General features: G+C 71.4%; 19 protein-coding genes. 6 read left to right on the forward strand and 13 right to left on the reverse strand.

Annotated elements, in window-relative coordinates; translation table 11 throughout:
- Positions 1-54: 54 nt before the first annotated feature.
- From OG858_RS09945 to OG858_RS09955, 3 genes are read left to right on the forward strand one after another with little or no spacing between them, the layout of a single operon-like run.
- Positions 55-645, forward strand: coding sequence for a DUF6529 family protein (locus OG858_RS09945; protein ID WP_327749086.1), 591 nt, complete (start codon positions 55-57; stop codon positions 643-645).
- Entirely contained in the window at positions 642-1,073 is a 432-nt protein-coding gene (locus tag OG858_RS09950; protein WP_086750679.1) for a Rieske (2Fe-2S) protein, read from the forward strand. The genes OG858_RS09945 and OG858_RS09950 overlap by 4 nt, the downstream gene beginning before the upstream one ends.
- A gap of 22 nt (positions 1,074-1,095) precedes the next feature.
- Positions 1,096-1,893, forward strand: coding sequence for a nucleotidyltransferase domain-containing protein (locus OG858_RS09955; RefSeq protein ID WP_327749085.1), 798 nt, complete (start codon positions 1,096-1,098; stop codon positions 1,891-1,893).
- On the opposite strand, the gene OG858_RS09960 is transcribed toward OG858_RS09955, so the two are convergent.
- The 12 genes from OG858_RS09960 to OG858_RS10015 all read right to left on the reverse strand — a co-directional run bounded on the left by OG858_RS09960 (position 1,810) and on the right by OG858_RS10015 (position 15,647).
- Entirely contained in the window at positions 1,810-2,571 is a 762-nt protein-coding gene (locus tag OG858_RS09960) for a nucleotidyltransferase domain-containing protein (protein WP_327749083.1), read from the reverse strand. The two genes, OG858_RS09955 and OG858_RS09960, sit on opposite strands and share 84 nt — an antisense overlap.
- A 3-nt stretch (positions 2,572-2,574) precedes the next feature.
- Positions 2,575-3,597, reverse strand: coding sequence for an ADP-ribosylglycohydrolase family protein (locus OG858_RS09965; protein ID WP_086750676.1), 1,023 nt, complete (start codon positions 3,595-3,597; stop codon positions 2,575-2,577).
- Complete coding sequence (locus OG858_RS09970; RefSeq protein ID WP_327749082.1) at positions 3,597-4,349, reverse strand: NUDIX hydrolase; 753 nt, start codon at positions 4,347-4,349, stop codon at positions 3,597-3,599. Before OG858_RS09970 ends, OG858_RS09965 begins: the two co-directional genes overlap by 1 nt.
- Before the next feature lie 180 nt (positions 4,350-4,529).
- A complete protein-coding gene (locus OG858_RS09975) occupies positions 4,530-5,651 on the reverse strand; it encodes a pseudouridine synthase (protein ID WP_319067096.1) in 1,122 nt (373 codons plus the stop codon).
- A complete protein-coding gene (scpB, locus tag OG858_RS09980) occupies positions 5,651-6,307 on the reverse strand; it encodes an SMC-Scp complex subunit ScpB (RefSeq protein WP_086751653.1) in 657 nt (218 codons plus the stop codon). The genes OG858_RS09975 and scpB overlap by 1 nt, the downstream gene beginning before the upstream one ends.
- Complete coding sequence (locus tag OG858_RS09985; protein WP_408059381.1) at positions 6,304-7,563, reverse strand: segregation and condensation protein A; 1,260 nt, start codon at positions 7,561-7,563, stop codon at positions 6,304-6,306. Before OG858_RS09985 ends, scpB begins: the two co-directional genes overlap by 4 nt.
- 18 nt (positions 7,564-7,581) lie before the next feature.
- A complete protein-coding gene (locus OG858_RS09990) occupies positions 7,582-8,166 on the reverse strand; it encodes a hypothetical protein (RefSeq protein ID WP_319067093.1) in 585 nt (194 codons plus the stop codon).
- On the reverse strand, positions 8,151-9,278 hold the full coding sequence (locus OG858_RS09995) for a ParA family protein (RefSeq protein ID WP_079024375.1): 1,128 nt from the start codon (positions 9,276-9,278) through the stop codon (positions 8,151-8,153). Before OG858_RS09995 ends, OG858_RS09990 begins: the two co-directional genes overlap by 16 nt.
- A gap of 435 nt (positions 9,279-9,713) precedes the next feature.
- The gene (gene ald / locus OG858_RS10000) at positions 9,714-10,838 is read right to left on the reverse strand and encodes an alanine dehydrogenase (protein ID WP_319067091.1); all 1,125 of its coding nucleotides are present in this window, start codon (positions 10,836-10,838) and stop codon (positions 9,714-9,716) included.
- A gap of 164 nt (positions 10,839-11,002) precedes the next feature.
- Positions 11,003-13,093, reverse strand: a complete 2,091-nt coding sequence (locus tag OG858_RS10005) for a tetratricopeptide repeat protein (protein WP_328544981.1) — start codon at positions 13,091-13,093, stop codon at positions 11,003-11,005.
- A 171-nt stretch (positions 13,094-13,264) separates the two neighbouring features.
- Entirely contained in the window at positions 13,265-13,891 is a 627-nt protein-coding gene (locus tag OG858_RS10010; RefSeq protein ID WP_037702169.1) for an NUDIX domain-containing protein, read from the reverse strand.
- A 97-nt stretch (positions 13,892-13,988) separates the two neighbouring features.
- Positions 13,989-15,647 carry a CTP synthase gene (locus tag OG858_RS10015; RefSeq protein WP_086749962.1) on the reverse strand — a complete coding sequence of 553 codons (1,659 nt, stop codon included), beginning with the start codon at positions 15,645-15,647 and terminating at the stop codon, positions 13,989-13,991.
- Between the two features lie 564 nt (positions 15,648-16,211).
- Between OG858_RS10015 and OG858_RS10020 the strand changes: the two genes are divergently transcribed.
- The 3 genes from OG858_RS10020 to OG858_RS10030 all read left to right on the forward strand — a co-directional run bounded on the left by OG858_RS10020 (position 16,212) and on the right by OG858_RS10030 (position 21,442).
- Positions 16,212-18,014 (forward strand): glycoside hydrolase family 15 protein, encoded by a 1,803-nt coding sequence (locus OG858_RS10020; RefSeq protein ID WP_086749963.1) that lies wholly within the window; start codon positions 16,212-16,214, stop codon positions 18,012-18,014.
- A 371-nt stretch (positions 18,015-18,385) separates the two neighbouring features.
- Positions 18,386-19,768 (forward strand): FAD-binding oxidoreductase, encoded by a 1,383-nt coding sequence (locus OG858_RS10025; RefSeq protein ID WP_086749964.1) that lies wholly within the window; start codon positions 18,386-18,388, stop codon positions 19,766-19,768.
- A gap of 21 nt (positions 19,769-19,789) precedes the next feature.
- On the forward strand, positions 19,790-21,442 hold the full coding sequence (locus OG858_RS10030; protein ID WP_319067088.1) for a PucR family transcriptional regulator: 1,653 nt from the start codon (positions 19,790-19,792) through the stop codon (positions 21,440-21,442).
- Positions 21,443-21,453: 11 nt separating this feature from the next.
- Here OG858_RS10030 and OG858_RS10035 read toward each other — a convergent pair whose 3' ends face one another.
- A complete protein-coding gene (locus tag OG858_RS10035) occupies positions 21,454-22,590 on the reverse strand; it encodes a glycosyltransferase family 4 protein (protein ID WP_328544980.1) in 1,137 nt (378 codons plus the stop codon).
- Positions 22,591-22,795 lie beyond the last annotated feature (205 nt).

Below are 22,795 nucleotides of genomic sequence, written 5' to 3' on the forward strand. Positions count from 1 at the left end.
GGTTCCGCAAGCCCATGACGCCCCCAGGAACCCCCTCACGGCAGGGAGCAGCTCATGACCGTCGACCCGAACGCCGCCACCCAGGACTTCCCGTCCCCGCGCCCCACCCCCGCCCGGGGCCCCGGCGGCGCCTCCCGCTATCTGGTCCCGGCCCTCGTGGCGTGCGCGGTGGCGGTCGGACTCGGCGCCTACGGCAAGGTGCACGACCCGGCGGGCACCGCGTTCAACCTCGCGGGCTTCAGCAGCACGGGCGCCGTGAAGTCATGGCTGGCGACGGCGTCGTTCGGCTTCGCGCTCGTGCAGCTGACATCGGCTCTGATGATGTACGGCAAGCTGCCGGGCCCGAGCTGGTCGGGGGTGCTGCACCGCTGGTCGGGGCGGGCGGCGTTCCTGATCGCGGTGCCGGTGGCGGTGCACTGTCTGTACGCCCTCGGCTTCCGGACGTACGAACCGCGCGTTTTGTGGCACTCTCTCCTGGGTTGCTTCTTCTTCGGTGTTTTCAGTGCAAAGATGCTGCTGCTCCGCTCGGAGCGACTCCCCGGCTGGCTCCTGCCGATCGTCGGCGGTCTCGTCTTCACCGCTCTCACGGTCGTCTGGCTGACCTCCGCCCTCTGGTTCTTCCGCACGTTCGGAGTGACGACATGACGATGGGTTCCACGCGGCGCACGGTGCTGGCCACCGGCGCGGCGGGCACGGCTGCGCTGCTCATGGGGTGCGGTGAGTACGGCGACGACGGAGGCGACTCCGGGGACGAGACCTCGCCGGGGGACGCCGGTACGGACGGCGGCGGGGAGCTGGCGAGGACGACCGACATCCCTGTGGGCGGCGGCAAGATCTTCAAGGACCGGAAGGTCGTCGTGACCCAGCCCGAGGAGGGCGACTTCAAGGCCTTCTCGGCGGTCTGCACCCACGCGGGCTGCATCGTCAGCAGCGTCTCGGACGAGACGATCAACTGTGCGTGCCACGGCAGCAGGTTCAAGATCACGGACGGTGCGGTGGTGAAGGGTCCGGCCACCCAGCCGCTGCCCGCCGAGGAGATCACGGTCGCGGGAAATTCGATTCAGCCGGCCTGAGCCGGCACGTACGCTCCCGGACATGGAGCCCCCGCACCCACACGCCCTGGTCCGCGACCACACGATCTACGCCTGTGTGATGGGCTCACGGGCCTTCGGTCTCGCGACGGACGACAGCGACACGGACCGGCGGGGCGTCTTCCTGGCCCCCACGGAGCTGTTCTGGCGCTTCGAGAAGCCGCCGACCCACGTGGAGGGCCCGGCGGAGGAGCAGTTCGGCTGGGAGCTGGAGCGCTTCTGCGATCTGGCCCTGCGCGCCAACCCCAACATCCTGGAGTGTCTGCACTCCCCCTTGGTGGAGCACGTCGACGCCACCGGCCGTGAACTGCTCGCCCTGCGCGGGGCGTTCCTGTCCCGCCAGGCCCACGAGACGTTCGCCCGCTACGCCCTCGGCCAGCGCAAGAAGCTCGACGCGGACGTCCGCACGCACGGCGCTCCCCGCTGGAAGCACGCCATGCATCTGCTCCGCCTCCTGATGAGCTGCCGCGACCTGCTGCGCACGGGCACGCTGATCATCGACGTGGGCGACCAGCGCGAGCCCCTGCTGGCGGTGAAGCGTGGCGAGGTCCCGTGGGCCCGGGTCGAGTCCTGGATGGCCCGGCTGGCCACGGAGGCCGAGGAGGCGGCGGCCCGCAGCCCGTTGCCGCCGGAGCCGGACCGGGAGCTGGTCGAGGACTTCGTCGTACGGACCCGGCGCGCCTCAGCCCTTCAGGTCGGCTCGGACCTCCGGGCCGGCTCAGACCTTCGGGCCGTCGAGCCGGACGCGGACGACGAAGTCGTGCAGGGCGTCGTAGGCGGCCGGGTTCTCCGGCAGCGCTGACAGGGCCTGTTCCTCGTCCAGTAGGCCCTGGAGCCGCTCCACATCCGCCGCGACCCGCTCCTGGTCGACGTCGGCCTTGCCGCGCTCGTGGGCAGCCTTCGCCGCGACGAGGTCCGGGAGATACGCGGGGGCCTCCTCGACCTCCGGCAGCAACGTGGGCAGATGGGCCTGCACCTTGCCGCTGCGCATGAGGTGGACGCCGGTGAGCAGCACCCGGAACGTGTAGAGGAGCGGCTTGAGTTCGCCGGTCTTCTCGAAGAGCCGCCACTGGGTGACGGCGAACCCCCGGTAGTGGTGGGCGTGGTGACGGGTGAGGACCCCGGGGGCGAGCGAGATCAGTTCGCGGTGCGCCTCGGTCGTGTGCACGACGAGCGGGGAGAGCAACTGCTCCAGCACATAGCCGTTGCGGCGCAGCATCAGCCGGGCGAACTTGCGCAGGTCGTGCGTGACGAGATCCATCTCGACGCCGTCCCGGTCCCACATCTTCGACCGGGTCTCCTCCGGCTCGCGCAACCCGACCAGTTCGGCCGTGGGCAGCAGATGCACACCGCGCAGGTCGACGTCCGAGTCGCGCGAGGGGAAGCCGTACAGGTGGGCTCCGGAGACGGTGGCGAACAGCAGGGGGTCGGGCTGTTCCGCGACCACGGGGGCCAGGTCGATGTCGAGGGCGTCGGTCATCCCTCAAGCGTCCCAGAGGGCTCCCAGCGAGACGAGGTCGCCCTGGTACTCGATCCGGTCCGCCCACTCGGACGGCCAGGCGTCCGGCCCGTGGTAGGCGCCCGCGAAGGCCCCGGTGAGGCAGGCGATGGAGTCCGAGTCGCCCGAGGTGCAGGCGGCGCGGCGCAGCGCGGTGACGGGCTCGTCGACGAAGAGCAGGAAGCACAGCAGCCCGGTGGCGAGGGCCTCCTCGGCGATCCAGCCCTCTCCGGTGGCCAGGCAGGGGTCCGTCTCGGGCGACGGGAGCCGCAGGGCGTCCCGGACCCGGTCCAGGGCCTGAAGGCACTCGTCCCAGCCCCGGGAGATGTAGTGCTCGGGCGAGGGGTCCTGGCTGTAGGTCCACAGGTCGCCGAGCCAGCGCGCGTGGTAGCGGGCGCGGTTCTCGTACGCGTAGGAGCGCAGCAGGCCGACCAGGCCCATCGGTTCGGTGCCCTGGGCGAGCAGCCGTATCGCGTGGGCGGTGAGGTCGGAGGCGGCGAGGGCGGTGGGGTGGCCGTGGGTGAGGGCGGCCTGCAACTGGGCTGCTCCAGCGCGCTGTTCGTCGCTGAGCGGGCCGATCAGACCGAGCGGCGCGACCCGCATGTTGGCGCCGCAGCCCTTGGAGCCGATCTGGCTGGCGAACTGCCAGGGGTGGCGCTCGACCGCGAGGAGGTCGCAGGCGACCAGGCAGGTGCGGCCGGGGGCGCGGTTGTTCTCCGGCGAGCGGGACCAGTCCACGAACTCCTTGCGGACGGACCTCTCCAGCGCCTCGGCGCCGAGCGACCCGCGGTCCATGGCCGCCCGCAGCCCGTGCGCCAGCGCCAGCGTCATCTGCGTGTCGTCGGTGACGATCGCGGGCCTCGGCAGCTCCATCTTCCGCCAGGGGCCGCACTTGGCGAGGATCGACGGGATGTCGTTGAACTCCGTCGGGAAGCCGAGGGCGTCTCCGAGGGCGAGTCCGATCAGGGATCCGGTGGCGGAGCGCTTCGTACGCAGCGTCATGGTCATCAGGGCCGTCCTTCCGTGGTGGGTCGCAGCAGGGGCGGGTGCAGGGCGGTGGCCCCACCCGCGCGGTACAGCGCGGCGGGCTTGCCGCGACCGCCGGTCAGGCGGGCGGCGCCGGGCACCTGTTCGACGAAGCCCGGCGTGGCCAGCACCTTGCGCCGGAAGTTGGGCCGGTCGAGCGGAGTGCCCCACACGGTCTCGTAGACCTGCTGCAGCTCGCCGAGCGTGAACTCGGGCGGACAGAAGGAGGTGGCGAGACAGGTGTACTCGAGCTTGGCGCCGACGCGTTCGTGGGCGTCGGCGAGGATGCGGTCGTGGTCGAAGGCGAGCGGACCGATTGCGTTGAACCGCAGCCACTGGGCCTGTGCCGCGTCACCACCGCCGTGCGGGGCGGGCAGGTCCGGGAACAGTGCGGCGAACGCGACGGTGACGACCCGCATCCGCGGGTCCCTCCCCGGCTCGCTGTAGGTCCGCAGCTGCTCCAGATGGAGCCCGGGGACGTCCGTGACCCCGGTCTCCTCCGCGAGTTCGCGCCAGGCGGCCTCCTCCGCGGACTCGTCCGGCAGCACGAACCCGCCGGGCAGTGCCCAGCGACCCGCGTACGGCTCCTGCCCGCGCTCGACGAGCAGCACCTGGAGGGTGCCCACGCGGACGGTGAAGACGGCCAGGTCGACGGTGACGGCGAAGGGTTCGAAGGCGTACTTGTCGTAGCCCTCCGGTGCGGTGCCGTTCGACGCCCCGACAGGTGCGGTCATGTCCACCCGCCCCCTTTATGGTCACCACGACTAATAGTCATACCGACTATAAAGGGGTGGGAGGCGGCGCACAACCCTTTTACGGGGAAAGGGAAGCCAAGAGCAGTGCCGGGAACGGCAAAGGGCCGGCCCCGGAGGTAAACCCGGGACCGGCCCACTGCTCGAACGTGACGCGGGACCCTAGAGGTCGACCTCCTGCATCAGCATCCCGACCTCGGTGTTCGACAGCCGGCGCAGCCAGCCCGACTTCTGGTCGCCGAGGGTGATCGGCCCGAACGCGACGCGCACCAGCTTGTCGACCGGGAAGCCGGCCTCCGCCAGCATCCGGCGCACGATGTGCTTGCGCCCCTCGTGCAGCGTGACCTCGACGAGGTAGTTCTTGCCGGTCTGCTGCACGACCCGGAAGTGGTCCGCGCGCGCGTACCCGTCCTCCAGCTGGATGCCGTCCTTGAGCTGCTTGCCCAGGTCGCGCGGGATCGGGCCCACGATGTGCGCGAGGTAGACCTTCTTCACGCCGTACTTGGGGTGGGTCAGCCGGTGCGCCAGTTCACCGTGGTTGGTGAGCAGGATGACGCCCTCGGTCTCGGTGTCGAGCCGTCCGACGTGGAAGAGCCGCGTCTCGCGGTTGGTCACGTAGTCGCCGAGGCACTGACGGCCCTCGTTGTCCTCCATCGTCGACACGACGCCGGCCGGCTTGTTCAGCGAGAAGAACTGGTACGACTGCGTCGCGACGGTCAGCCCGTCGACCTTGACCTCGTCGTTCTCGGGGTCGACGCGCTTGCCCTGCTCCAGGACGATCTCGCCGTTGACCTCGACCCGGGCCTGCTCGATCAGCTCCTCGCAGGAGCGCCGGGAACCGTAGCCCGCGCGCGCGAGGATCTTCTGCAGACGCTCGCCCTCCTGCTCGGCGCCCGGGAAGGTCTTGGGCGGCTTGACGTCCTTCTTGCCCGCGTACCGCTCGCGGTTGCGCTCCTCGGCCCGCGCGTCGTACTCGCGGGAGGTCGCCGGGGCCCAACGGCCGCGCCCACTGCTCGGGGACTGCTTGGGGCCGCCCTTGGCACCACCGCGGGCCGCGGTGCCCCGCCCGGACTTCGGTCCTTCGTGGGTGGCGCCGGGGCCCACGTCGTAGCGGCGCTCCTCGGGACGGGGCTTGCCCTCGCGCTTCGGCCTGTCGTCGCGCCCTCCCCCGCCCTTCGGCTGGGAGCCGCTTCCACCGGACCCGCGGGGCTTACCGCCCCCACCGCTCCCCCGGGGGTTGCCGCGCCCGTTGTTCCTGCCACTGCCGCTGCCACTGCTTCGCATCAAAGTTCCGTCGTCGTCGTGTCGTCTGCATCTGCATCCGGTGCATCCGGATCGAACGACGGGACCCCTTCCAGCGTCTCCGCCTCGATCGCCTCCGCCTCCGGGAGGAAGGGCGCGAGCTCCGGGAGCTCGTCCAGGCCGCGCAGGCCCATCCGCTCCAGGAAGTAGTTCGTCGTCCTGTACAGGATCGCACCTGTTTCGGGTTCCGCGCCCGCCTCCTCGACGAGACCGCGTTGAAGGAGGGTGCGCATGACCCCGTCACAGTTGACTCCCCGCACGGCGGAGACCCTGCTCCGGCTCACCGGCTGCCGGTACGCGACCACGGCCAGCGTCTCCAGCGCGGCCTGGGTCAGCCGGGCCTGCTGCCCGTCCAGCACGAACCGCTCGACGGCGGCGGCGTACTCGGGCCGGGTGTAATAACGCCACCCGCCGGCGATCAGCCGCAGCTCGAAGCCGCGGCCCTGCACGGCGTACTCGTCGGCCAGTTCCCTGAGCGCCCTGGCGATCTGGCGCCTGGGCCGCTCCAGGATCTTCGACAGGTGCTCCTCCGTCGCGGGCTCGTCCACGACCATGAGGACGGCCTCCAGGGCGGGCTTGAGATCGAGGTCGGCGACGGTACGCGAACCTGCGGGCACCCCGGTTCTCTCCTCGCTCACGCCTTCTCCTCCTCGGGCGACTCGGGCGACTCTGGCGGCTCGGGCGGCCGGTCGAACTCGTCCGTGACCACGGGCTCCGCGCCCCCGGCCCCACCGGTCCACCGCACGACGAGATCCCCGAGCGCGGTCTCCTGGTCGAGGGCCACGGCCTTCTCCCGGTAGAGCTCCAGCAGGGCGAGGAAACGGGCGACCACCGTGAGGGTGTCGTCGGTGTCCGCGACGAGCACCTGGAAGGACGCCTCCCCCAGCTCCCGCAGCCGCGCGACGACGATCCCGGCCTGTTCCTGCACGCTGACCAGCGGCGCGTGGATGTGATCGACGTACACCTGCGGCTTCGGCTTCGGCTGCATCGCCTTCACGGCCAGCCTGGCGAATCCTTCCGCCCCGATGCTGATGACCACCTCGGGCAGCAGTTGCGCGTGCTGCGGCTCCAGCCCGACCGTCCGCGGGTACCGTCGCGCCTCCTCGTCCAGCCGCCGGTTGAAGATATCCGCGATCTGTTTGTACGCGCGGTACTGCAGCAGCCGGGCGAAGAGCAGGTCCCTCGCTTCGAGGAGCGCCAGGTCGGCTTCGTCCTCGACCTCGGCGGCGGGCAGCAGCCTGGCCGCCTTCAGATCCAGCAGCGTCGCCGCGACCACCAGGAACTCGGTCGTCTCGTCCAGGTCCCAGTCCGGCCCCATCGCCCGGATGTGCACCATGAACTCATCGGTGACCTTGGAGAGCGCAACCTCGGTGACGTCCAGCTTGTGCTTCGAGATCAGCTGGAGGAGGAGGTCGAAGGGCCCCTCGAAGTTGGCGAGCCGAACCTTGAAGACCCCGTCGTCGGATTCTCCGGCCTGGTCGGCCACCCCATCCGGCACAGCGCCGGCTTCGGCTTCGGCTTCGGCTTCGGCTTCGGCTTCGGCTTCGGCTTCGGCTTCGGCTTCGGCTTCGGCTTCGGCTTCGGCTTCGGCTTCGGCTTCGGCTTCGGCTTCGGCTTCGGCTTCGGCTTCGGCTTCGGCTTCGGCTTCGGCTTCGGCTTCGGCAGGAACGACGGCGGGCGGTTCCTCGTCACCGCCGCCGGCGTTGTGGGCAGGCGTTCCGCGGGGCGGACCGGGTGGGCACAACGCCCCACCGGCCTCGGCCGAAGAGCGCTCCTGAGCCGAAGACCCGCCCGTATCCGGCTCAGCCGGCGGAGCCAGTGGCCCCCTCCCCAGCGCACGCCGACGACCGCCCGAACCGCCGGAGGCCGCCGCAGAGGAGTCATACGAGGTCATAACCCCCGCAGGCTACCTCTACCGCCCCCGAAGCCGTCGTACGAGGATGCTCGCGTCCCCTCGGGACTCCAGATCCGCCAGCACCACGGCGACGGCCTCCCGCACGATGCGTCCGCGGTCGACGGCCAGCCCGTGCTCCCCGCGCAGCACCAGCCGCGCGTGTTCGAGATCCATGAGCTCCTCGGCGGAGACGTACACCGTGATCTTCTCGTCGTGCCGCTCCCGCCCACTGGGGCGGCGCCCGGAGCCCCGCCCCCGCTTGCGGGGCGCGGCGGTGGCAGAACCTTCCTGCGGTTGCGGCTGCGGCTGACGTCCGGCCGCGGCGGCCCGCTCGGCCCCCGCGGCGGCGGACCGGCTGCGCGGCTGGTCACCGTCGGACTCGGCATCGGCGGCCACATGCTCGGACCCCTCGCCGTCACCGCCCCGCACGGGCACGGAAGGCGGTGCGTCCTCAGCGCCGACGACCCCGTCGCTGTCCCCGGCGGGAGCGGGCACACGGGCTTCTCCGCCTGGCCCCCGCCGGGGAGCGGACGGCTGCAGCGCCATTCCCCCTGTCGTACGGAAGAGTTCGTCGGCCCCCGGCAGACTCACTCGGCGTGACACCGGGCGAGCACCTCCCTGGCGAGCTGACGGTAGGCGGCGGCACCGACGGAGTTGGAGGCGTACGTGGTGATCGGCTCACCGGCGACCGTGGTCTCCGGGAAGCGGACCGTGCGCCCGATGACCGTGTGGTAGACGTGCTCGTCGAACGCCTCGACGACACGCGCGAGGACCTCACGGCTGTGCACGGTGCGCGAGTCGTACATCGTGGCGAGGATGCCGTCGAGCTCCAGGTCGGGGTTGAGCCGCTCCTGGACCTTCTCGATGGTCTCCGTCAGCAGTGCGACACCGCGCAGGGCGAAGAACTCGCACTCCAGTGGCACTATCACCTTGTGTGCGGCCGTCAGGGCGTTCACGGTGAGCAGGCCGAGCGAGGGCTGACAGTCGATCACGATGTAGTCGTAGTCGGCCAGCAGCGGCTTGAGCGCCCGCTGCAGCGTGGACTCGCGCGCGACCTCGGAGACCAGCTGGACCTCTGCCGCCGACAGGTCGATGTTGCTCGGCAGCAGGTCCATGTTGGGGACCGCGGTCTTCAGCAGGACCTCGTCGGCTGACATGCCCCGCTCCATGAGCAGGTTGTAGACCGTGAGGTCGAGCTCCATCGGGTTCACCCCGAGGCCGACCGAGAGAGCACCCTGCGGGTCGAAGTCGACGAGCAGGACCCGGCGGCCGTACTCCGCGAGCGCGGCACCCAGGTTGATGGTCGACGTCGTCTTGCCGACGCCACCCTTCTGGTTGCACATCGCGATGATCTTCGCGGGGCCGTGGTCGGTCAGCGGGCCCGGGATCGGGAAGTACGGCAGCGGGCGACCGGTCGGACCGATGCGCTCGCGGCGCTGGCGGGCCGCGTCGGGCGCGAGCGTGGCCGCGTACTCCGGATCGGGTTCGTACTCGGCGTCGGGGTCGTAGAAGTGCCCGTCGGGCAGCTCGTCGTAGTCGGCGAAGTGGTTGTGGACCCCGCCACTTCCGTCGCCGGCCATGGCGTTCACGTGTAGGCCATCCATGCTCTGGAGTGCTGTCGGAGTTGCCTGCGGGCTCTGGTGGGCCGCGAAGGTGCGGACAGCGACCGAGCCGACAGCCGCGAACCCTGTGGGGCCCGAGACCGGCGCAGACATTCCTGGTTGACCACCCCCGGGAGTAAATGTCGACTCATTCACAAGTCGTCTTACCTCCTTGGTGACCAGGAAACTTCTAGATAGGTCAGCGTGGCACCATGCCGACAGCTGGCGACTCTATGGCGTGTCGGCGGTTCGCAGCAACACAATCCGCCGGACCCGGCCCGATGTGTCGGCAATGAAACATGCGGCTGTCAAGGGCGTAGGGCCGTCGCACGGCAGGTTTCACCGGTGCGCGAAACATCCGAACGGTTACGTTCGACGCGAGTTGCGCGAGTGTCGCAAAGTGACCATACACACATCCGGCCGGACCTTGTCGGGCAAGATCCGGCCGGGACGGTGCTGTTGACGACCTGTGTTGACGTATCGCCTTTTACCGAAAGGTGACTTGAAGCAGCCGGTCGGCGGCCGGTCTGCGGCTTTTCCGACGGCGGGTCAGCCGAGCAGCGACGCCAGCTCGACGTGCTCCAGGCCGTGCGCCTCGGCGACCTCGCGGTAGACGACCCCTCCGTCATGGGTGTTGAGCCCCCTGGCCAGGGCGGGGTCACGGCGCGACGCCTCGGCCCAGCCGTGGTCGGCGAGTTCCACGATGTACGGCAGCGTGGCGTTGGTCAGCGCGTAGGTGGAGGTGTTGGGCACCGCGCCCGGCATGTTGGCCACGCAGTAGAAGACCGATCCGTGGACCGGGAACGTCGGCTCGGCGTGGGTGGTGGGCCGGGAGTCCTCGAAGCAGCCGCCCTGGTCGATCGCGATGTCGACAAGGACACTTCCCGGCTTCATCCGCGACACCAGCTCGTTGGTGACCAGCTTCGGCGCCTTGGCGCCCGGGATCAGGACGGCGCCGATGACGAGGTCGGCCTCCAGGCACGCCTTCTCCAGCTCGAAGGCGTTGGAGACGACCGTCTGGATCTTCGTGCCGAAGACCTTGTCGGCTTCCTTGAGCTTGTTGATGTCCTTGTCGAGCAGGGTCACGTGGAAGCCCATGCCGATGGCGATCTGGGCGGCGTTCCAGCCCGACACGCCGCCGCCGATGACGACGGCCCGGCCTGCGAGCACACCCGGCACGCCGCCGGGCAGCACACCGCGGCCACCGTTGGCCCGCATCAGGTGGTAGGCGCCGACCTGCGGGGCCAGCCGGCCCGCGACCTCGGACATCGGCGCGAGCAGCGGCAGCGCGCGGCTGGGCAGCTCGACCGTTTCGTACGCGATCGCGGTGGTGCCCGACAGGACGAGGGCGTCGGTGCACTCCTTGGAGGCGGCCAGGTGCAGGTAGGTGAAGAGCGTCTGGTCCTTGCGGAGGCGGTGGTACTCCTCGGCGATGGGCTCCTTGACCTTGAGCAGCAGGTCGGCGGTGGCCCACACCTCGTCGGCCGTGGCCAGGATCTCGGCGCCGGCGGCGACGTACTCGACGTCCGGGATCGACGAGCCGACACCGGCGCCCTGCTCGATGACGACCTGGTGGCCGTGGCGCACCAGTTCGTGCACGCCGGCGGGGGTGATGGCCACCCGGAACTCGTTGTTCTTGACCTCGCGGGGGATGCCGACCTTCACGTCGATCACGGTCCTTGGCTCGGAGGGGTGTGGGGCTCGCACCTACAGCGGCACATGCCCAGGCAATGCAGGGCATACCCGTACGTATCGGAGCGCACCGGGAGACACCGCAGGAGAACCGGCGGCGTAGCCAGTCTAATGAAGGTCTCCCCGCTGTCTAGCCTTTCAATGCATCAATCTTTCGCGGATGCACTACGGATTTCGCAGGCGTTAGCGTCCTGTTCCGGCTCGATCTCATGGGTTTCGGGGTCCAGGGCCTCGTCGTCCAGCAGCCGCTCGGCGGCCTGCCGGTGCAGCCGGGCCGCCGCCGGGTCGCCGAGCCGCTCCAGGGTGTCGGCGATCCGGAGCTGGATCGCGGCCTGCAGCCGGGTGTCGTCGGCGCGCCGCGCCCACTCAGCCGCCTCCTGGCAGGTCTGCAGCGCCTCCTCGGGCCGCCCCGCGTACTCCTGGACGCGTGCCATCTCGCTCAACGCCCTTGCCTGGCCGCCCACATCACCGAGCCTGCGGTGGCCGGTGAGCGCCGAACTCCAGTTGCGCAGCGCTTCTCCGTAGCGGCCCGCGTAGGTGTGCGCGGTGGCGATCCGGCCGTACAGCCGGGCGGCGTCCTGGCGCTCGTCGCGGGCGAGCCGCTGGGCGAGCGCCCTGCCGTACCAGTCGGCGGCCCGGTCGTAGTCCTCCAGCTCCTGATGGGCACCGCCTACGGATTCCATCGCGCGGCCGGTCGCGTACGGGTCGCTCGCCCGCCGTCCGGCGTCGAGCGCGGCCCGGTAGCGGGCCAGCGCGGCCTGCGTACGGCCGGTCCGGGCATCCAGGTCGCCGAGGTTCAGCAGCGCCGCCGCCTGCTCCCGGGGCAGGTCGCGGCGCTCGGCGACATCGAGGACGAGGCCGTGGATGCCGTACAGGTCGGGCGCCGCGGCCTGGGTGCCGAAGTGGGCCACCATGGCCCGGACCAGCTGGGACATCAGCCGCCGGGCAAGGGTGTCCAGCTCCCCGTCGGCGACCGCGAGCCGGGCCGCGGCCAGCAGTGCGGGCCGGCGGACGCGCAGCCACTCCTCGGCGGCCCTGGGGGTGGGGAACCGCAGCGCCTTGGGCATCGCGAGGAGCTTCTCGCGGGCCAGCGGACTGTCGGTCTCGGTGATGGCCCGGCAGGACTGCAGCAGCCGTACCGTCCGCTCCAGCATCCGCGCGCGGGCGAGCTGCAGCTCGCCCGGTCGCTCCTGGCTCTCGGCGAGGGACCACAGCAGCGGCTGCAGGCAGCCGGGGACCTCGTACTGCGGCAGCCCCGCATCGGCCTGGTGCAGGAACCCCAGAGCCACGAAGTCGTCCAGCGCGGTGCGGGCCGCGCCGACCGAGCAGCCGGCGAGCCCGGAGGCGATGTGCGGGTCGACCAGGCCCGCCGGGGCGAGCGCGAGGAGGCGCAGTATCCGGGCGGCGGTGGTCGGCAGGGAGGCGTACGCCAGCTTGAGGACCCTGGCCAGCGGCGGACTGTCGTCGTTCTCCGCGCGCAGCTGTTTGGCCAGGTCGGAGACGGCCGCGGCGGGTCGGGCGGCCAGCCAGCCCCCGGCGAGCCGCAGCGCGGCGGGCTGGGACCCGCACACCTCGGCGAGCCCCTCGGCCGAGCGGGGGTCCACGGTGATGCGCACCGAGCCGCTGAAGCGTTCCAGCAGCTCCACGGCGGACTTGGTGTCCAGTCCGCCCAGCGTGCACGGGCGGACGTCGGAGATGCCCGTCAGCGGCCCCTCGGAGACGGCCACGACCAGGGAGTCGGGGGTGTCCGGCAGCAGCGCGTCGACCTGTTCGGCGTCGGCCGCGTCGTCCAGCAGGACCACCACCCGGCGGTCGGCCAGCGCCTCCCGCAGCGCCTCGCTGAGGTCGTCCTCGTCGGCACCGGCAGGCGCCGGCAGCCCGAGTTCGCCGAGCAGGTCCCGCGCCGCCCGCTCGACCGGCACCCGGGTGCCGTCGGGTTCGGTGAGCCGGGCCCGCAGCACACCGTCGGGGTAACCGTCGGTAACCTGCCGTACGAGTTCCTCGGCCAGCGCGGTGCGGCCGAAGCCGGGCCGGCCGGCGATGAGCAGCACACGCGCGTGGGGCGCCTTCCGGCCCGCGAGGGTGTTGAGCCCGGCCCGGCCGATGTCGGCCCGCAGTTCCTTCAACTCTCTTGTCCGACCGAGGAACTGACTGTCCGTGGGGGCGGCCTCGGCAGCCGGGGGCCGCCCTGCTCCGGACACCTGGGTACCCCCGATGTCGACCGCCTGATCCGCCACGGGCCACACTCCCGTCCCACCGCACGAGCAAGCCCGCCGGGACTCCGGTTCGGGCGTTTCCCGAGCCTAGTTCACGCTCTGCGACGATCTGGGCGGAGCAGGGCGGCGAGGTCGCCCGATCGGATCAGCAGATCGTACGACCGGTGGTGTGTGGTTGCCGTGAAAGCGGGTTCAGGACTCGAACGGCCGGGCGGGCCACGGTGCCTCCGCCGCGCGCAGCGACTCCACACCGCCCCCACTCCTCGCCGCCACCAGCGAAAGTACCCCCACCACCAGGCAGTTGTTGTGCAGCTCCCCGGCGAGAACCCCGCGCACCACCTCGTCCAAGGGCACCCGGGCCAGCTCCATGTCGGCCTCCTCGTCCTCCACCTCGAACCGCTGCCCCTCGGCCTCCGACAGGTCCTGGGCCAGGAAGATCCGTACGGCCTCGTCACAGCCGCCGGGCGTGGTGTAGACGTCGGTCAGCACCCGCCACTCCTCCGCCTTGACGTGCGCCTCCTCGTACAGCTCGCGCTGGGCGGCGTGCAGGGGGTTCTCGCCGGGCACGTCGAGCAGTCCGGCGGGAATCTCCCACAGCTTCTCGCGGACGGGGTGGCGGTACTGCCGGACGACCAGGACCCGGTCCTGGTCGTCGACGGCGAGGACGGCGACGGAGCCGGGGTGGACCTGGTAGTCGCGGCGGGCGACCGAACCGTCGGGCATGACCACCTCGTCGGTGCGCACGGAGGTCTTGTTGCCGACGAACGGCGTCTCGCTCGCCCGGACCTCCCACTCCTCGGCGGTGTCCTTGATCGTCATGTCGACTCGTCCTCCCACACGTGCAACGAAGAAACCGGGGCACACATCCCGAAAGACGCGCACCCCGGTCACCGTACAGCTCTTGTGTCGCCCGGTTTTACTTACCGGTCTTGCGCTCCACCGCGGCCTTCACCAGCCCCGCGAAGAGCGGGTGCGGGCGGGTCGGGCGGGAGCGCAGCTCGGGGTGCGCCTGGGTCGCGACCAGGTACGGGTGGACGTCGCGCGGGTACTCGACGTACTCGACGAGCTTGCCGTCGGGCGAGGTTCCCGTGAACTGCAGGCCGGCCTTCTTCTCCAGTTCCCCGCGGTAGGCGTTGTTCACCTCGTAGCGGTGACGATGGCGCTCCTCGACGTACTCCTTGCCGTCGTACACCTCGCGCACGATCGAGCCCTCGGCGAGCTTGGCCGGGTACATGCCCAGCCTCATCGTTCCGCCCATGTCACCCTCACCGGCGACGATGTCCAGCTGCTCGGCCATGGTGGAGATGACCGGGTGCGCGGTGGCGGAGTCGAACTCGGTGGAGTTGGCGTCCGGGATGTCGGCCAGGTTGCGCGCGGCCTCGATCACGATGCACTGCAGGCCGAGGCAGAGGCCGAGCAGCGGGATCCTGTTCTCGCGGGCGTAGCGGATGGCGCCGACCTTGCCGGAGACACCTCGGTCGCCGAAGCCGCCGGGGATGCAGATGGCGTCGACGTCGGCGAGCTGGGCCGCGGCGCCGGCCGGGGTCTTGCAGTCGTCCGAGGTGACCCACTTGATCTTCACGCGGGCCTTGTTGGCGAAGCCGCCCGCGCGCAGGGCCTCGGTGACCGAGAGGTAGGCGTCGGGCAGGTCGATGTACTTGCCGACGAGCGCGAGGTTGATCTCGTGGAGCGGGTTGTGGACGCGGTCGAGCAGGTCGTCCCAGGTCGTCCAGTCCACGTCGCGGAACGCCAGGTCCAGCTTGCGGACCACGTAGGCGTCCAGGCCCTCGCCGTGCACGGTCTTCGGGATGTCGTAGATCGAGCGGGCGTCGGGACACGCGACCACGGCGGCCTCGTCGACGTCGCACATCAGGGAGATCTTGCGCTTGATCGCGGCGGGCACCTCACGGTCACAGCGCAGCACGATCGCATCTGGCTGAATACCGATGTTGCGCAGCGCCGCAACCGAGTGCTGGGTCGGCTTCGTCTTCAGCTCTCCCGACGGACCGATGTACGGCAGGAGCGAGATGTGGACGACGAAGACGTTGTCACGGCCGACCTCGTGACGGACCTGGCGGACGGTCTCCAGGAACGGCAGCGACTCGATGTCGCCGACGGTGCCGCCGACCTCGGTGATGACGACGTCGACCTCGTCGGAGGCCATGCGCCGGATGCGGTGCTTGATCTCGTTGGTGATGTGCGGGATGACCTGCACGGTGTCGCCGAGGTACTCGCCGCGCCGTTCCTTGGCGATGACCGTGTTGTAGACCTGGCCGGTGGTGACGTTGGCCGAGCCGTCCAGGTCGCGGTCGAGGAAGCGCTCGTAGTGGCCGATGTCCAGGTCGGTCTCGGCACCGTCGTTGGTGACGAACACCTCACCGTGCTGGAAGGGGTTCATCGTGCCGGGGTCGACGTTCAGGTAGGGGTCGAGCTTCTGCATCACGACGCGCAGACCTCGGGCCTTGAGCAGCATGCCGAGACTGGAGGCGGTCAGGCCCTTGCCGAGCGAGGAGGCGACACCCCCGGTGACGAAGATGTGCTTGGTCGTCGTGTTTCGAAAAGCAGCGGGCGGCATGGCCAAGAGGGGGCTCCCGTGGTCGCGGTTCGGTATGCGGGTCGGCCGCCGCCCGAGCGGATCCGCCGGGGGTGCCTTCGCTGCGGTTCGGGGGTCCCTTCCGAGTCGGGGCGCCCACCGGTCCACGGGCTACCAGGGTATCAGCGACAGGACACGATCGCTTCCGGCCACGCTCCGCGCACGGGTCGACACGTACGCGTACGACAGTCGGCGAACTCGGTCGGCCTTCACCCCTGGCTCACCCGTTCGGCCCACTCGCGTTGCCTGGAGCGGCACGCGGAGCCCTCCGGTGCGTCGTATCCTCTTCGGACACTCGCTGCCGAGCGCGGCCGGCGCGACGGCACCACCCCCGCCCGTCTCCGGTAATCATGAGAGCTCGTCAGTCCGTTGAGCAACGACCGCCTCATTTGCGTTGAGGATCGTTGAGCGACATCGCATGACACCGTCCCTTGGATCACTCTGGAAACATGGTTCCTTTGTCGTTCCCTTGGGTCCCCTGACCGCACACCGCACAGCGACCGCCCCTCGGGGGGCGACGACGTGGCCGTTCGACTGGAGTTGCACGTGGCCGGGCGCATCGAAGACTACGCACTCATCGGAGACATGCAGACAGCGGCGCTGGTCTGCCGGGACGGCACGGTCGATTGGCTGTGCCTGCCCCGCTTCGACTCCCACGCCGTCTTCGCGGGACTGCTCGGCACCGAGGAACACGGATTCTGGAGACTGGGCCCCGCGCACGCCTCGGACGCCGAGCCGCCGACGGCCTCCCGCCGCCGGTACCGCGGCGACTCGCTGATCCTGGAATCCGAGTGGGACACCCCGCGCGGCACGGTCCGTGTGACGGACTTCATGCCGCCCCGTGACGGTGCCCCGCAGCTGATCCGGATCGTGGAGGGCGTCAGCGGCCGGGTGCCGATGCGCTCGGCGCTGCGCATGCGGTTCTCGTACGGCCGTGTGGTGCCCTGGGTGCACAAGCACGAGGGGCGCACGGTGGCCGTCGCCGGGCCGGACTCGGTGTGGTTCGACACCGAGTGCGAGACGTACGGCAAGGCGCTGACCACGTACGCCGACTTCACGGTGACGCCCGGCGACCGGATCGCGTTCACGATCTCCTGGGAGCCCTCGCACAAGCAGCCACCGCCGCTGCCGGAGCCCGAGCCGTCGCTGCGGGCCACCGAGGAGTTCTGGCACGACTGGGTCGAACAGTGCACGTACCACGGCCCGTACCGCGAGGCCGTGATCCGCTCGCTGATCACGCTGAAGGCTCTGACGTACGCCCCCACCGGCGGCATCGTCGCCGCGCCGACCACCTCGCTCCCGGAGCACATCGGCGGCGTCCGCAACTGGGACTACCGCTACACCTGGCTGCGTGACGCGGCCATCACCCTCTCCTCGCTGCTGCGCACCGGCTACCGCGACGAGGCCCGCGCCTGGCGCGAGTGGCTGCTCAGGGCCGTCGCCGGCGACCCCGAGAACCTGCAGATCATGTACGGCATCGCCGGTGAGCGGGAGCTGGGCGAGGCCGAGCTGGAGTGGCTGCCCGGGTACGAGAACTCGGGCCCGGTCCGGGTCGGCAACGGCGCCGCGCACCAGCTCCAGCTGGACGTGTACGGCGAGGTCACCGAGGCGCTGCACCTGGCCCACATGACGGGCCTGGCCCGCAACGACTACGCCGCTCTCCTCCAGCTGAAGCTGATCCGCTATCTGGAGGACCACTGGGACCAGCCGGACGAGGGCATCTGGGAGGTGCGCGGCCCACGCCGCCACTTCGTGCACTCCAAGGTCATGGCCTGGGTCGCCGTGGACCGCACGATCAAGCTCATCGAGTCCGGCGACGCGGACGGCCCGCTGGAGAAGTGGCGCGAGCTGCGCGACGACATCCACCGGGACGTGTGTGAGAAGGGTTACGACAAGGAGCGCAACACCTTCACACAGTCGTACGGCTCGAAGGAGCTGGACGCCTCGCTGCTGCTGATCCCGCAGATGGGCTTCCTGCCGCCGGACGACAAGCGGGTCATCGGCACCATCGAGGCGATCCAGCGCGAGCTGTCGACCCCGGACGGCTTCATCCTGCGCTACCCGACCTCCGGCGAGGACGAGGGCGTGGACGGCCTGCCGGGCGACGAGGGCGCGTTCCTCGCCTGTTCGTTCTGGATGGCCGACGACCTGGCGATGATCGGCCGGGTGGACGAGGCCCGCAAGCTCTTCGAGAAACTGCTCGCCCTCCGCAACGACCTGGGCCTCCTCGCCGAGGAATGGGACCCGGTCCTCAAGCGCCAGGTGGGCAACTTCCCGCAGGCGTTCAGCCACGTGCCGCTCATCGACACGGCCCTGCGGCTGACCGCTTCGGGGGCGTACGGCGGCTGAGTGCGCCGTCCGGTCCGGCGCGCACGGCGGCGGACCGGGGCGCGCGGCGGCGGACCCTGTCGCGAGCGGGCGCGTGCGGCAAGCGCTTGCGCTCGCTGGCACGGGTTCAACTCGTCCGCCGCCCCAGCTGCCCCTGGCTGCGGGCGATGGTGCCGCTGGGGCGATGAGGGCGCCTCCCGCTCGAGCGAAGCCGAGAGTGGAGGATGGTGGGCGCGGCGGCACCTCGTGACCACCGAGCGGCGGAACCTCCCCGGCCGGAACCGGCGCCGGGTCCCCGGATACACGACAGGGAGCCCTCACCAGGCCCCATCCGCCGCCCCCGCCTAGCCTGGAAAGAGCCCTGTCCCCTGACCGGAAGGGGGCGGCTCACCATGGCTCCCCTCTCGAAGGCGCACGCGGCCCTCACCGCACTGCGCGAGGATCTGTCCGGCGACGTGTTCGCGCCGGGGGATCCTGGGTACGACGACGCCCGCACGGTCTTCAACGCCATGATCGACCGACGTCCGGCCGTGATCGCGCAGTGCGCGGACGAGACCGATGTCGTCCGTTCCGTGCGTTTCGCCCGCGATCTGGACCTGAAGATCGCGGTGCGCGGCGGTGGCCACAGCGTGGCCGGAATGGCGCTGAACGACAACGGCCTCGTCATCGACCTGCGCCGGATGCACGGCGTCACGGTCCACCCGGGGTCCATGAGCGTCCGGGTCGAGGGCGGGGCCACCATGAGCCATCTCGACCGCGCCACCGAACCCCACCGACTGGCGACCACGGGCGGCCGGGCGTCGACCACGGGCGTGGGCGGCTTCGTCCTCGGCGGCGGCAGCGGCTGGCTGGACCGCACCTTCGGCCTCGCCGTCGACAACCTGCTCGGTGCCGAACTGGTGACCGCCGACGGCCAGACGGTCCGCGCGAGCGCCGAGGAGAACCCGGACCTGTTCTGGGCGCTGCACGGCGGCGGCGGTAACTTCGGCGTGGCCACCGCGCTCACCCTCCGGCTGCACGAACTGCCCGCGTTCGCCATCGCCCTGCTGCTCTACCTCCCGGAACACGGCCCCGAGGTGCTGCGCGTGTACCGCGAGGTCATCGAGAACGGCCCACCGGAGGCGAGCGGCGGTGTCCTCTATCTCACCGGCCCGCCCGAGGAGTTCGTGCCCGAGCATCTGGTGGGCAGGCTCGCGTGCGGTGTCCTGCTGACGTACGCGGGCACCGAGGAGGACATGCGCAAGATCGCCCAGCCGCTGCTGGCGCTGCCGCACGAGGCCGAGGTGGTCGGCGCGATGCCGTACGCGGACGTGCAGTGCATGATCGACGACCCGCCGGGCATGCGGAACTACTGGTCGGCGGAGTATCTGACCGGTCTGCCGGACGAGTTGGTGGACCTCTTCACCACCCGTGCCTGGACGATGCCCGTGCCGACCGGTACCCAGCACGTTCTCTTCCCGCTGGGTGGCGCGATCGCCGACGGCCCCGACCACTACCCCGTGCCGTACCGGAACTCCCCGTGGGTCGTGCACCCCTTCGGCGTCTGGGAGGACCCCGCGGACGACGAGCGGTGCGTGCGGTGGGTACGCGACGTCCGAGCCGACGTGCGGCCGTGGAGCACCGGCGCGGTCTATCTCAACTTCGTCGGCGACGAGGGCGCCGACCGGGTGGTGGCCGGTCTCGGCGTCGACAACTACCGCCGGCTGACCGCGGTGAAGACCCGGTACGACCCCGACAACGTCTTCCGCTTCAACCACAACATCCCGCCGGCCTGACGACCGGGTACCGTCCGCTCCATGGACACCCGTGACACCCGCGCACCAGGTGACGGCAGCGAGGCGCAGGGCGGTATCACCGTGCGGCGGGCGCTGGAGCTGCCCGGACTGCGCGGCGGGCTGCCCGAGGTCCTGGCCGGCGCCGACCGGCTGCACCGGACCGTGCGCTGGGTGCACGCGGGCGAGGTCCCGAACATCGCCTCGCTGCTCAAGGGCGGCGAACTGCTGCTGACCACCGGGTACGGGCTCGGCACCCGTCCCGCCGACCAGCGCGCGTTCGTCCGGACCCTCGCCGAGCGCGGTATCTCGGCCCTCGTGATCGAACTGGGCCCGCGCTTCACCCGGCTCCCTGCCGCCCTCGTCGAGACGGCGCGCTCGGCCGGTCTGCCCCTGGTACAACTGCACCGCGAGGTGGCCTTCGTGACGGTCACCGAGGAGATCCACACCGAGATCGTCAACGGCCACTACGCGCTCCTCCAGCAGGCCGAGGAGGTCCACCGCCGCTGCACCGAGGCCCTGCTCGGCGGGGGCGGGATCCCCCAGGTCCTCGACATCCTGGCCGGCTTCAGCGGTAACCCGGTCTTCCTGGAGACCGCCGACGGGCAGCTCCTGTACGCCGCCGGGAGCGGCCCCGCGGACACCGATCCGCTCCAGGTGTGGGAGGGGCTGCGCGACCGGCAGCAGGACGCGCCGCCGGCCGGGACGACCATCGTCGACGTACCCGGAGGCGGCCCCGGAACGGGCTCGGTACGCGCCCGGCTGGTCCTCCTTCCCGTCGTCGCCCCCCTGGCCCCCGTGCACCGGATGGCCGCCGAGCGCGCGGCCGGCGTTCTCGCCGTCGTCCTGATGCAGGCCCGGCAGGAGGAGGAACTGGCGGCGCGCGGACGCGGCGACTTCCTCACCGACCTCGCCGAGGGCCGCGTCAAGGCCCAAGACGCCCCCGCGCAGGCCCGCGTCCTCGGCTTCAAGCCGGGCGGCGGCCCCCTGCTCCCCGTCGTCATGCGGCTCGCCGACGGCCTCTCCCCCGAGGGGGGAGGCTGGGCCGTCCTCGCCCGCGCGGTGGCCGAGGAGCTGGCCTCCGTGGGTGTGCCCGTCCTGCTCGGCGTACGCCCGGTCGAGGGCCGCGTCCCGCTGCTGCTGGGCCTGCGCGCGGAGTCGGAGCGCCCGGCGGTCGCCGACAAGGTCGCGGCGGCGCTGCGTGCCGGGGCGGAGCGTGCCGGGATGCGGCGGCCGGGCGGGCGGCCGCCCGTGGTGGTCGTGGGCGTGCCCGGCGGCTGGGCGGCCGCCTCGGCGGGGCTGCGGCACGCGGCGGAGACGGCGACGGCCGCGCAGGGGCTGGCCGACCGCCCCTGGTACGACGCCCGGCGCCTCGACATCGACCTGCTGCTGTGGCGGCTGCGCGACCACCCCGACCTGGCCGCCTTCGTGGACCGCGCGATCGGCCCCCTCCGCGACCACGACGACCGTGCCAAGCCCCCGCTGCTGCCCACCCTGGAGACCTATCTGGCGCACGCGGGCCGCAAGGCGGAGACCGCCCGCGAGCTGCACCTCAACCGCCAGACCCTCTACAACCGCCTCGCCCGCATCGGCGAGCTGCTCGGCACCGACCTGGACGACCCGCAGGCCGTCCTGGCCCTGAGCCTGGCGCTACGGGCCCGCCGACACGTCGCCTGAGGCCGTGAGCGTCAGGTGAGCGGGCGCAGCTGCGTCAACTCGTCGTAGACGCTGAGCACCTGGGCCACCGTCTCGTCCTCCGTCGGCCAGGTGGCGGCCTGCCGCGTGCCCCGCTCCCGCAGCGCCTCACAGCGGGCCGGGTCACCGAGAAGGCGTACGACGGCCGTGGCGAGCGCCTCGGCGTCGCCGTACGGGACGAGTTCGGCACCGTCGCCGACCAGGTCGGGCAGCGATCCGACGGCGGCGGCGACGAGCGGCACGCGCGCGTGGAGCGCCTCCTGGGCGAGCACGGAGCGTGCCTCGGGGTCGCCGGGCAACAGCGCGACGTCGGCGGCCGCGATCAGCTCGGAGGCGTCGTCGCGCCGCCCCACGAGCCGCACGGGCAGCTCCTCGTCCTCGATACGGCGCTGCAGAACGCTCCGCAGAGCCCCCTCGCCCGCGACGACGAGCAGCGGCGCCGGGTCGAGACCGCGCCATTGACGGGCGGCGTCGAGCAGCGTGTCGTACCCCCGGTGGCGGTCCAGCGTGCCGGCGGCCATGAGCAACGGGCGGTCCGTGGCGCCCAGTTCGGCCCGGATCTTGGAGGCGGGCCGGTCCGGGTCCGCGCAGGGGTCGGCCCGGCGTGGCGTGGGCAGGGCGACGGCGGCGAGCCGGGCGTCGCGCGCACCCCTGCTGCGGGCCCGGTCGACCAGGTCGGAGGAGGTGCCGAGGACCACGGCGGCGGCCTTGGCGACGCGCCGCTCCAGCAGCCGCAGCAGATGCGCCCGCGCGCCCTCCGCGTGCGCACGCGTGTGCCAGGTGACGACGAGCGGGGTGGTGCGCCGGCCGAGCGCGAGGGTGGCCCGGAAGCCGGCGTGCAGGCCGTGCGCGTGCACCAGGTCGGCGTCCGCGCAGGCGCTGCGCAGGCTGGCCACCGAGGCGGGGTCGCTGCTGCGTGGCACGTGGACGTGGTGGGCGCCGACGCCGGTGAAGTCGTACACACCGTCGGCCTCACCGGGGGCGCACACGGTGACCCGCACGCCCCGGGCGACCAGGCCGGAGGCCAGCGACCGCACATGCGCACTGCTCACCGCGCTGCCGCCGCCGAGCACTTGCACGGTTCGCAGCGGCGACTGGCCGTGCGGTGAGTGGCTGCTCACGTGGCTCACGTGGCCGGGGCTCCTGGTTCGGGTCGGACGGTCACGAAGAAACGTACAGAAGGATCCCGCGGTGGGGGTGGACCGTACGAGGCGATTCCGTACGGTCCACGCAGCACGTCCTGCTACGTCGTTCCTGTCCAAGGATGCCAGGCCGCAAGAGTGTTCCGGGACAGCCGGACGGGGCGGGAGCCGGAGGGCCGGGCAACCCCGGAGC

Source organism: Streptomyces europaeiscabiei, assembly GCF_036346855.1.
Lineage (GTDB): Bacteria > Actinomycetota > Actinomycetes > Streptomycetales > Streptomycetaceae > Streptomyces > Streptomyces europaeiscabiei.